The organism is Paenibacillus endoradicis (genome assembly GCF_024721975.1).
Window position 1 is genome coordinate 801,354 of sequence record NZ_JANQBB010000003.1, and the last position, 12,093, is coordinate 813,446.

At 37.9% G+C, this 12,093-nt stretch carries 10 protein-coding genes; 8 read left to right on the top strand and 2 right to left on the bottom strand.

The window, feature by feature from the left end; translation table 11 throughout:
* Positions 1–159: 159 nt before the first annotated feature.
* A complete protein-coding gene (locus tag NV377_RS13850; RefSeq protein ID WP_258199507.1) occupies positions 160–3,246 on the bottom strand; it encodes a transglycosylase domain-containing protein in 3,087 nt (1,028 codons plus the stop codon).
* A 386-nt stretch (positions 3,247–3,632) separates the two neighbouring features.
* Between NV377_RS13850 and NV377_RS13855 the strand changes: the two genes are divergently transcribed.
* The gene (locus tag NV377_RS13855; protein ID WP_258199508.1) at positions 3,633–4,160 is read left to right on the top strand and encodes an NfeD family membrane protein; all 528 of its coding nucleotides are present in this window, start codon (positions 3,633–3,635) and stop codon (positions 4,158–4,160) included.
* Between the two features lie 33 nt (positions 4,161–4,193).
* Entirely contained in the window at positions 4,194–5,714 is a 1,521-nt protein-coding gene (gene floT / locus NV377_RS13860) for a flotillin lipid rafts scaffold protein FloT (RefSeq protein WP_258200339.1), read from the top strand.
* Between the two features lie 72 nt (positions 5,715–5,786).
* Here the strand turns inward: floT and rpsD are convergent, their stop codons facing one another.
* Positions 5,787–6,386, bottom strand: a complete 600-nt coding sequence (gene rpsD, locus NV377_RS13865) for a 30S ribosomal protein S4 (RefSeq protein WP_258199509.1) — start codon at positions 6,384–6,386, stop codon at positions 5,787–5,789.
* A 367-nt stretch (positions 6,387–6,753) separates the two neighbouring features.
* Between rpsD and NV377_RS13870 the strand changes: the two genes are divergently transcribed.
* The 6 genes from NV377_RS13870 (at position 6,754) to NV377_RS13895 (ending at position 12,072) form a co-directional block, all read left to right on the top strand.
* Entirely contained in the window at positions 6,754–8,652 is a 1,899-nt protein-coding gene (locus tag NV377_RS13870) for a sensor domain-containing diguanylate cyclase (protein WP_258199510.1), read from the top strand.
* A 153-nt stretch (positions 8,653–8,805) separates the two neighbouring features.
* The gene (locus NV377_RS13875; protein ID WP_258199511.1) at positions 8,806–9,522 is read left to right on the top strand and encodes a hypothetical protein; all 717 of its coding nucleotides are present in this window, start codon (positions 8,806–8,808) and stop codon (positions 9,520–9,522) included.
* Positions 9,523–9,616: 94 nt separating this feature from the next.
* Positions 9,617–10,741: an aminopeptidase gene (locus NV377_RS13880; RefSeq protein WP_258199512.1), complete on the top strand. Its 1,125-nt coding sequence runs from the start codon at positions 9,617–9,619 to the stop codon at positions 10,739–10,741.
* Between the two features lie 100 nt (positions 10,742–10,841).
* Complete coding sequence (locus NV377_RS13885; RefSeq protein ID WP_258199513.1) at positions 10,842–11,084, top strand: HPr family phosphocarrier protein; 243 nt, start codon at positions 10,842–10,844, stop codon at positions 11,082–11,084.
* 137 nt (positions 11,085–11,221) lie between these two features.
* A complete protein-coding gene (locus NV377_RS13890; protein WP_258199514.1) occupies positions 11,222–11,518 on the top strand; it encodes an Fpa/YlaN family protein in 297 nt (98 codons plus the stop codon).
* A 173-nt stretch (positions 11,519–11,691) separates the two neighbouring features.
* The gene (locus NV377_RS13895) at positions 11,692–12,072 is read left to right on the top strand and encodes an Asp23/Gls24 family envelope stress response protein (protein WP_258199515.1); all 381 of its coding nucleotides are present in this window, start codon (positions 11,692–11,694) and stop codon (positions 12,070–12,072) included.
* The last annotated feature ends 21 nt before the right edge of the window (positions 12,073–12,093 follow it).

A 12,093-nucleotide genomic window follows, 5' to 3' on the forward strand; every position in this document is an offset into this window, starting at 1 on the left:
AGCTAACGTTGACTAAATGATTACATGATTAATGATAACCATGAGATACCATAACATACAAAAGGCATTTGGAATGAGAAATTCCAAATGCCTTTTGTCTACAGTCAGAAGGGCTTAAGAAGCACAATGTTGCCTCTCAAGCCCTTTTTTTAATATTTATTATTGCACAACTAATTTAGTAGATTGAGAAGATTCTCCAGTCTGGTTCTCAGCAGTGATGATATAGGCACCGCCAGGTTGAACCCCACTGTGTTCAATACTCGTTCCGTTTGTAGAACCAAGTAATTGATAATTCCCATCGTTAGCAGCACTGTAATACACATGGTAATTCGATACTTGTTCAGAAAGCGGATTAGGGCTCCAGCTTATAATCAAGTTAAGACCAGAGTATTCAGCATATAAACCACTAGGAGCTGCTGGGAGTGGTAGAGCTACAGAACCACCATTATCACCGCCATCTGGATTAGTAGGAATAGACGGGTCAGTTGGGTCTGTACCTGGATCAGTTTCAGGCATTGGATTCCAAAGGCCTGAAGTCACCGATAAGCTTGGACTAGACTGTTTCCCTACAACATCGACAGCAACGACATAGAAGCTAGTGAATTCAGCTGGATTTGTATCAACTGTAATAGAATAGCTATCTTTGCTGTAAATAATGGAATTACCGTATTTTTCGAATTCTCCATTGTTTACGGAACGGAATACCCGATATCCTACGATATCAGCAGCTTTACTATTAGAGAATGTCAATACGCCATTATTCAATCTAACACTTGATGGTGCATCAGGTAGAGAACCATCATCCACGCGAGGGTCCGTAATAGACGGAGCATCTCGACCGGCATCAGCAGGAACGTATACAGAAAGATCACGACGACTCTCAGCTGATAGTTTAGATTGAGCATTTTTTAGATCAAGCATCAGTTGATCTAGCGGCATTTTACGAACAATGACAAGTTTTTCAACTAACATATCTTCAGGTGTAAGTGAATTTGGAACATAATTAATACCGTTATATTCAATGACTTTCATATTGATTAACGTATCGTCAACCTTTTTCGGAATGAACTGTCTATTGAACCAATCCGTAACGACAAGACCTGCTTGTTTGTTAAGGGATGAAGGCAATAATCCACTTGTTGAAGATACAGTCGCTTTCACAATGTCATCTGGTTGTGTGAACTCTTTGTTCACGAATAACTGTGATTGCTTTTCTGTTAATTGATTCATAATAAGTGCCCAAATCGAGCGTGCTCGTGTGCGACCTGTTGTCGTTAATGTATGAGTAGGTTTCTCATAACCAGCCCATACGCCTAATGTAACATCCGGTGAGAATCCGACAAACCACACATCACCATAGCTTTGTGTAGATCCAGTTTTACCACCGAAGTCAATATCTTTATATGCTTTCAGTTGACCAGCTAAGGCGTGAGCAGTACCTGCGCCATCTGAAATTACAGTTCTAAGCATATCAGACATTAAAAAGGCACTTTGTTCAGATACGACTTGTTTAGGCATATCTTGATGTTCATACACAACTTTTCCATTTGTATCAGTAATTTTAGCAATCATGAATGCGTCGTTGAATACCCCTTTGTTAGGTATAGCACCGTAAGCATTTGTAAGTTCTTCTACGGTTACTCCGTTAAGTAGACCACCAATTACACCGGTTTTAGCAGAGTAATCACTTTCCGCAATTGTAGTAATACCCAATTCTTTAACAAAATCAAGCGCAACAGGTATTGTAAGTTCTTCGTTATAAATTTTTAGAGCTGGAATATTCATTGACCGATTAAGCGCATTACGTGCAGTGACCAAGCCAGTAAATTTACGATTAGCGTTCATTGGAATATGGAAACCCTTTTGACCATCTTGCAAAATTAATGGTGCATCATCAATGATACTTGCTGGTTGAATTAAACCTTTATCAATTGCAGGCAAGTATGCAGCGATCGTCTTCATCGTAGATCCTGGTTGACGAATCATTTGAGTTGCATGGTTCAGCTGTTCTTGATAGAAGTCACGACCTTCAATCATACCAAGAATAGCGCCTGTAGTATGATCAATTAGCATAGCTCCAACTTGCTCCACACCTTTTTCTGAACTATCTGGTGTAAAGTTTTCTGGATTACTACCGATCTCTCTCATAATATCGTAGATATCTTTATTGATCGTAGTATGAACATGATATCCGCCACGTAATAATTCTTCACGCGCGTCTTCAATTAAACTTGCATTTTCTGGTAACTTCAAATCCTCAGCTGTTAGCTCTTTGTTCTTTTGCAATAGTAATACTTTTGCTGCTTCACGCTCAGCCTCTAACATAAGGAAAGGATAAGTGTTGTATGCTTTTTCTGTTGGTTCAGCGATTGAAGCTCGAATATCAAATGCAAGCGCTGAATTATATTGGTCTTTATCAATTTTTCCAGTTTCAAGCATACGACTTAATACGACGCCTTGACGTTTGATCGCATTTTCAATACCTTTTTCATTATACTGTCCAGAACCAGTGAAGGCAGTATATGTTGATGGTAATTGTGGTAAGCCTGCAAGATACGCAGCTTGTGCAACATTAAGTTTACTCAAATCTTCAATACCGAAAATTCCTTTTGCGGCAGCTTGAATACCAAATACTTGATAACCGTTAGAACCATTACCGAAAGGCATTTTATTTAAATAAGCTGTAATAATTTCTTCTTTTTTCAAAAATCTTTCCATTCTCAAGGAAAGGAAAATTTCTTTGATTTTTCTACTATCCGTGCGATCCAAATTAAGGAATACTCGTCGAGCGAGTTGTTGCGTAATTGTACTACCACCAGTTTGAGTGTCCTCATTAAACAGTTTTTCTTTGACGGCACGACCAAGGCCCCATACATCAATACCCGGGTGTTCAAAGAAATGGCTATCTTCAGTCGCTACTAATGCATCAATTGCGATTTGAGGGATATCATCGTATGTAACTACGATACGATCTTCATCTGTCCGTAACTGCCCGACAAGTGTCTCATCGTTGAAATATACATAACCTGTCATAGAATACTCAGCAACTTTGCTTTGAATATAAGATTGTGATCTTACATCTTCACCCTTCACATTGGCTGCGACATAACCTGCAACGACACCGCCTGCTAATAAGCCACCAAATATGACGAATAATAGAATCCATTTGAATGTTAAGAAACTAATAAGTGCAAACCAACGCCATTTTCCATAAGGAAGTGGCTGTGATTGTTGTTCCTCATGCATGTTTTCACATTCCTCCTCTAGCATAACGGAAATATTATACCATAAATATGTTAGCCAAGTATATCGTTCATACAAAAGCTCATGCCCGATGGCTCCTTTATTAGTAGAAGCAATCTTCAAATTATGACAATTTATGTATCATTAATGAAATGATTTTTTTTTTCTATATACGTTTCATTAATTAATAATTAGACGGTGTTTATAGGTCATTAGTTGCATTATTTGGAAATATAAAGCGCTTTATTGTCGAATGATAAAAATGCATCTAAAGTGCTATTTGTATTGCATTGAAGTAAATTATGAAACCATCTTTGGGAAATGATGTATTATTTATTGTAATCATGTAAAATGAATATGATTGACAATATAGGTAAAGGAGGAGGGGAATGGAAACTTTATACTGGGGATGCCTCATATTCGGTATTTTGTATACCATTGTTGTCGTTATTTTTGGCGATGTTCTAGAAGGAGCACTCGATGCTTCACTGGAATGGCTTCAATTAGACAATCTACCATTAATTCAGCCAATCACTCTAGTTGGTGGATTAGCTATCTTTGGTGGAGCCGGAATCTTGCTTATGCACTACACGGATTTCGCAACAGCAATGGTAATCTTAATATCGATATGCATCGGAATCATTGGCATAATTCTTATTTACTTTGTGTATGTGAAGCCAATGGAGAACGCAGAAATGTCAACCAGCTATTCGATGTTAGAACTGGTAGGTAAGGAAGCTGTTGTTACTACTCCTGTTCCAGTTGAGGGGTTTGGAGAAGTGATTGTGAAGACAATCGCAGGCATTACGAGCCATATTGCTGCAAGTTATGATAAGCAACCAATTGCAGCAGGCAATCATGTCGTCGTTGTAGAAGTCCATGAAAGTATACTTTATGTTGCAGAAATTCATTTGTAAAAACGAGGAGGTAATTTAAAAGTGAACGAAGCGATGATAGTTCCTTTGATCGTAGTTGGTATTATTTTAATTATTGGTTTAGCATTTTGGGCAAGATACAAAACGGTTAGTCCTGACGAGGCGATGTTAATTACCGGATCATTTCTGGGTACGCGTAATACATCTGTAGATGAATCAGGCCGTAAGGTGAAAATTATACGAGGTGGCGGAGCGTTCATACTTCCAATATTTCAACAGGCACAATTCCTATCTCTTTTGTCTCATAAATTAGATATTGCTACCCCAGAAGTGTATTCTGCACAAGGTGTACCTGTGTTCTCAAATGGTGTAGCTATTATTAAAATTGGTGGTGCTGTTGAAGACATTGCGACAGCAGCTGAGCAATTTTTAGGTAAACCTACTGAAGCGTTGAAAAGTGAAGCTCAAGAAGTTTTGGAAGGACACTTACGAGCAATTCTAGGGATGATGACTGTTGAAGAAATTTATCGTAATCGTGATAAATTCGCTCAAGAAGTGCAAGGTGTTGCAGCTCGTGATTTGAAGAAGATGGGTCTTGTTATTGTTTCATTTACGATTAAAGATGTACGAGATAAACATGGGTATTTAGATGCACTTGGTAAGCCAAGAATTGCTGCAGTTAAGCGTGATGCCGAAATTGCTGAAGCGGAAGCAGCGCGTGATGCTACCATTCAAAAGGCACTAGCAACGGAAGCAGCACAAAAAGCTGAACTAATGAAAGATACAAATATTTCTGAAGCTGAACGTGATAAAGAAATGAAAATTGCTTCCTTTAAAAAGGATCAAGACACAGCAAAAGCAGAAGCGGACCAAGCGTATGCGATTCAAGAAGCAAAAGCTAAGCAGTCTGTAGTTGAAGAACAGATGCGTGTTGAACTCGTTCGTAAAGAACGTGAGATTGATCTGGAAGGAAAAGAAATACTTAGACGTGAGAAGCAATTTGATGCCGAAGTGAAAAAGAAAGCAGATGCTGATCGTTATGCTGTTGAACAGGCCGCAGAAGCAAATAAAGTGAAACAATTGAAAGAAGCAGACGCCATTCAATACCGTATTGAAGCGGAAGCGAGAGCAAATGCTGAACAAGTGCGTTTGGAAGGTATTGCAATTGCTGATGTTGAGCGCGCTCAGGGTACTGCAACTGCAGAAGTTATTCGCTTGAAAGGATTAGCTGAAGCCGAAGCGAAGGAGAAATTAGCAATAGCATTTGAGAAGTTCGGAGAAGCTGCTGTATTAGATATTGTACTGAAAATGCTTCCTGAATTAGCAGGAAAAGTTGCTGAGCCAATTAGTGCAATCGATAAACTATCGATCGTTGATACAGGAAATGGTGAAGGTGCAGCTAGATTAAGTAATTATGTTACTTCTTTAATGGCTACAGCACCAGAAATGCTTGAAAATGTAACGGGTATTAATGTGAATGAGCTTATTCAAAAGTTTGTTAACGTAGACAAGAAACAACCTGATATTATCGAGCAAACGTTAGCAGCAGTTGTAAATAACGAAAAAAAAGTGATTGACACTAGTACTGATTTGTAATCTATCGATCGATAACTGAATATATATAATAAAAAGGACTGCATCGAAATGCAGTCCTTTTTGTACCGAATATTAACGGCTGTAGAACTCGACAATTTGTTGCAAGTCGATTTCTTGAGAAAGTTCAGCACGTTCAGCAAGACGAGTGTATTTACCCTCAACTGCTGATTCGTTGAACTCAATGTAACCAGGAAGGTGCACACGAGATTCGATAGCTTCCTTAACTGATTTCATGCTACGGCTACGTTCACGAAGACCAATTACATCGCCAACAGAAACGGAGTAAGATGCAATGTCAACTTTTTTACCGTTTACTGTGATGTGACCGTGAGCAACTAGCTGACGAGCACCAGCACGAGTGTTAGCAAAAGCTAGACGGTAAACTAGGTTGTCAAGGCGGCTTTCAAGAAGCACGATGAAGTTATCACCAGCAATACCCTTGATTTTCGTAGCTTTAACGAATAGATTGTGGAATTGTTTTTCGCTCAAACCGTACATGTGGCGAAGTTTTTGTTTTTCCATAAGTTGTAGACCATAACCACTGATCTTGCGACGAGAGTTAGGGCCGTGTTGGCCTGGAGGGAAAGCTCTTTTCAAGTCTTTACCTGTACCGCTTAGAGAAATTCCAAGGCGGCGGCTTAATTTAAATTTAGGACCAGTATAACGTGACATGTGTCGATTAACTCCTTCATCAAATGAAATTATTGAGGATGGGGTTGTGTTTCGCGGATAAGAAGGTTATAAAGTAAGAATTCATTCTTACACTGCCCCGCACATCAGCCGCAGGCTTGACAGTCCTTACATATCCTGAGGGTGACACAAAACCGTACGCCCTAATACCATCATTCATATATTATAAAGTTTTACACTTAAAAGTCAAGAAATGAAATAAAACTAGCACTTTTAAATATATTTGTAGATAAGTGCCTAAAGTCCTAATATTTTGAAGGTTGTTAGTGCAAAGTTCTCAAAAATAGAGTATGATATGGAAGAGAAAGCTCATCTCCTTAGGAATTACAAGGGAAGGGTTGGGTGTGTGATGATGGACGGAACTATTGGATTAAATAAACCAACAATTTGGTTTGCAGATGAAGATTTCCATGATGCAGATGAACCGTACCTTCCAGAACTATTAACTGAAAGTTATAAGTCTTGGTACGATGATGCTGAGGACATGAAATTATGTATGTCTGGAATATTTAGACTGTACACTAAAGCGAATAGTTACTTTGGTAATCATTCGGAGTTATCGTTACCCGTGAGCGTGCTGCAGTTAGATGCTCAAATGAGTCGTGCAGCAGAATTATGTTTAGAGCAAGGACAATTTATTCAATTCAACTATGAGAACATTCAATATAGCGCGATACTTGTTAAGCGTAGAAGAGATTCTGTTGCTTTTGCAACTTTTGTGTATGCAACGAAAGTAGATCAAGCGATATCGGATATCGAACTTGAAGCATATATGAAACATTTCCGAGTACATTTTTATCGTATCTTTGAAAGTGTATTTGTGAAAGAAATTATGATCCAGAAAACATTGATCGACAAAGAAGCTAGTCACCGTGAACGTTTATTTCTAATTTCTAAGCGATTATATGATCAGATCAATGCTGAAAGTGTCGTTCGTGAAGTGTTGTATAGTCTTGAGGATCTTTATCAAGATTCCGAAATTTATTTGTATCTTTCACAAGATCACTTAGAAGGTGATGCTCGTGTTCGTCCTCTTGAATTTCGAAACTCAGCGAATGATATTGTGACGGAAGCGTTTTTGGAAGGTAAGTGTTGCATTGATCGTGAGCAGAATGGATATATCAAACTAGCGATACCGATGAATGGAAAGCAAGCTGCTTATGGTGTACTTTGTATTGAAATAAAAAATTCTCATTGGGATGAATCTGATTTGCCTGCATTTATGTTAATTGCAGATACTGCAGGTTCTGCATTTGAGAATGCAAAGTTGTATGAGCAATCCAATTTACTCATTAATGAATTGAAAATCATTAATGACATGACAAAGCGTTTGAATCAATCTTTACGTTCTAAAGAAATATTCCAATTTGCAACATCAGAGTTGATGAAAATATTTGAAGCAGATTACTGCTGTGTGTTACAACTTGATCGTGAGAGCAATGAGTTCAAGATGAAAGCAAGTAATCATGAAGCATTAGTAGGAAAGACCTACTCTATTGATTACGGATTTACTGGGATTGTGTACCGTACGAAAGAAGCGTTGATTACTTCTGATTATTGGAATACACAACCTGTATCCTCAGAATTAATGGATGATACAAATTCTCGCTCCTTGATCGGAGCACCTATTTTCGTAGAAGGTGAAGTTGTAGGTGTGATTCTTGTTACGCATCGAGATGCTAATCATTTCTCATATGATAATTACAAATTGCTTCAAGTTATGAGTTCTCATATTGGTTTAGCTGTAACGAATGCTTCTTTACATGCTGAGATGCGAAAAATGGTCATAACTGATAATTTAACAAATTTACATGCACGTCATTATTTGAACGAGCAAATCCAGCGTCGTCAACGTTCAGACGCGCAAGGTTCATTGATTCTTGTTGATATAGATTTCTTCAAAAATGTCAATGATACGTATGGTCATCAAGTAGGTGATCGTATTCTTATTCAAGTTAGTGCAATCATTCGTTCTTCTATTCGTAATGGTGATATCGCAGCAAGATGGGGTGGGGAAGAGTTGGCGATCTATTTGCCAAATGTCCATGCTTCACGTGCCATTCAAATTGCGGAGCGCGTAAGAATTAGAGTAGAGAATGAAACGGATCCGAAAGTTACTGTATCATGCGGAATTTCTGAGTGGGAATCTGGTCAAGATAAGATTAGTGTAGAATCACTTTTCTATCGCGCAGATATGGCGTTGTACGAGTCAAAGAAGAATGGTAGAAATCGTATTAATATTGGATAATGTTGATTTTTATTAATATTGAATTATGAGTGGCTGAATATGAACTGCACGATGCAGTTTATATTCAGCCACTTTTTGGTTTGTAATATCGAATAAGATTAGTGAGAAAGAGTCACTCTAACAACGTAGCATTAAAGAGAGGGTGATTTGAACATGAGAAGAATTAATTGGCGTATTAGAGTAACGATTATATTATGTGCAGTTCTATTACAAGGATGTAGCATAATCACTGGTAATAGAACTGGTGATGATTGGTTGGAGCTTGTACATGCAGGCATCACTGCTGAAGATGACTTTCGTTTTGATGGCTCGGTTGCCATGGGTTTTACAGATGGTATTGCGTTAACTCCGTACTCATTCGAAGGGGAAATACAGAGTCATAAACAAATTGCATTATATGTAAAAGAAAAGAACAGTCTTGTGCGTAATCCAGTTAATGATCTGGATTTTATTGCGATGAATTACAGTAATGCTGAAATTGTCTATGAAGGTTTGGATAAAGAACAAGAGCAAAGTATCGTAGTTATTCAAGTCACTGCAGACGAAGAGGCGGCTACAAGTCGTTGGAAGGATCAATTAGAGCAAGAATTAACTAGCGTTACAATACAAGCCATTGGTGCGGCAGAAGAGGGTAGCAGCAATGTGAAGCTCGTTCAACAGGAAGCTCGTGAAGCTGAAGCAGCGCTAGCTGAGATGCTGAAAGAACTTAAAGTAAGCATGAAGTATACGATAACGATTGATAAGTTGAGAGCGAAGCCATTGAAGATGGAAGAGTATGTGGATCTACACTATAAGAAAAATGGATCACCGCTTAATGAATATCGTAAAACTAACATAAAATTTGACTTGGATGGACTAGAGGCAGGTTAATCTTAACTCCATTACTGCAAAAGTTATGTTGAAGTGATAAAGTAGTAATAGAAATTGATATAATAATTAGTTGAAAGTTCGAGGAGGTTTTTCAATGAGGGATCCAAGATTGAAACGTTTAGCACAAAATTTAGTGCAATATTCAATCAATGTACAACAAGGCGAGAATATTTTGATTGAGATGATCGGCGAAGAGACTGAACTCGTTAAATGTTTAATCGAAGAAGTCGCAGCTCGCGGAGGTCATCCATTTGTTGAATTGAGCGATCGTTCTGTTCTGCGAACGCTTTTACAACATGCAACAGAAGAACAAATAACACTTTGGGCAGAGCTAGATCTAGCTCGCATGAAAAAAATGGATGGATATATTGGTGTACGTGCAGGTAATAATGTAAATGAGCTTCAAGGTGTTCCGGCGGAAAAGATGAAATGGTACGAACAAATTCATCGTACGAAAGTACATATGGAACAACGAGTTAAGAAAACGAAATGGGTTATATTACGTTATCCAAATGCATCTATGGCACAATTAGCGCAAATGAATACGGAGTCATTCGAAGATTTCTATTTCAATGTATGTAATCTTGATTATGCAAAAATGGAACTAGCAATGGAACCATTATTTGAGCGGATGAAAACAACGGATCAAGTACGAATTGTATCACCAGGCACTGATCTTTCATTCTCTATTAAAGGTATAGGAGCTAAAAAATGTTCAGGTCATCGTAATATACCAGATGGGGAGGTTTTCTCAGCACCAGTGAGAGATTCTGTCCAAGGAACGATTCATTATAATACACCGACAGTATACTCAGGAACGACATTCCAAAATATTAAATTAACATTTGAGAATGGGAAAATCGTTGGAGCCGAAGCCGGAGATCAGACTGATAAACTGAATCAAATACTCGATACAGACGAAGATGCGCGTTACATTGGAGAATTTGCGATAGGTTTTAATCCGTACATCTTGAATCCAATGAATGATATTTTATTCGATGAGAAGATAGCAGGAAGCTTACACTTTACTCCAGGCCAATGTTACGAAGAATGTAACAACGGTAATAATAATAGCTCTATTCATTGGGATCTTGTATTAATACAACGTCCAGAGTATGGTGGCGGAGAAATCTACTTTGATGGAGAATTAATTAGAAAAGATGGGCAATTTGTTGTCGATGATCTACTGGCATTAAATGCTGAACATCTGATTTCGTAATAAGTTTATTTGAATTATTATGGAAACTACTTGAAGGAAGTTGCGTTTCAAGGTATGATTGTAACTGAAAAACCTTATTACTATTATGGAGGGATCTCCCATGTCTAATAACGCCGCAATTGTTGAAATTTCTCAAGCAGCAGGCAAATTCACTTCTTCAATCGTACTACAAGCAGAAAGTAAATACATCGATGTTAAAAGTATTCTAGGTCTATTTACAACTTTAGTTGGCGGTCACGCTTATGAACTGCATGTTCATGGTCCTGATGCAGCTGAAGCTAAAGTAGCTATGGCAGATGTTTTCGCAAAACATAACTTGAATGTAACAATTATAACTGAGTAATAAAATGGAAAGGGCACTTCTTCCCACGAAGAAGTGCTTTTTTATATATATAATGACTTTATCCTTGTACTATAATTGATTTTCGACTAATATAAAGAGAGTATAAGTTGTTCGAGAAGCAGTGAAGGAGGGATTCGATGTCTGCACTAGAGAATACTGAATTTTTAAATGAACGAGCACTACGTCTTCTGCAAGAAGATGCAGCTAAAATAGAGAAGCTAATAGAAGTTCAGATGGCGAATCTTACTACCCGTCAGTGTCCCCTATATGAAGAAGTACTTGACACCCAAATGTATGGGTTCTCACGTGAAGTTGACTTTGCAGTTCGTATTGGGTTAGTTAATAATAATGATGGTAAAGATATTTTAAGTCGTCTTGAACGTAATTTGGCGGTATTATATGAGGCACTAGATCAGAAGGGACAATCTCTATAGAGATTGTCTTTTTATATTGTAATTAAAATTGTAAGATTATCTATAAAAATGATGAAGTTTTTGTGAAACTACTTAAAACTGCCAAATGTATCCTGTTTTCAATTGAATAACCTTGATAAAGGATTCTATATCCTTTACAATGTACATATATGGCATATTGAGGAGTGAATGACATGACCGAAGAACTTCAAACTGGTGTAATTCGTATTTCTGATGATGTAGTAGCTACAATAGCGGGACTTGCGGCGCTCGAGACTCCTGGAATCGCAGCGATGTCTGGTGGGATCTCTGAAGGCCTTGCCAAACGTCTTAGTGGTAAGAATGTCCAAAAAGGTGTTAGTGTAGAAGTAGGGCAATTAGAAGCAGCCATTGATTTACGTATTATCGTTCATTATGGTATTCCTATTCAAGAGGTAAGTCGTCAACTGCAATTGAACGTTCGAGAAGCGGTTTCTAATATGACAGGACTTCAAGTCGTTGAAGTGAATGTAAAAGTTGAAGGCGTAGCCTTCAAAGAAGAGGAACAAGAAGAAGTAGTTATGCGTTTGAAATAAATAGATTATAAAAACGACTGC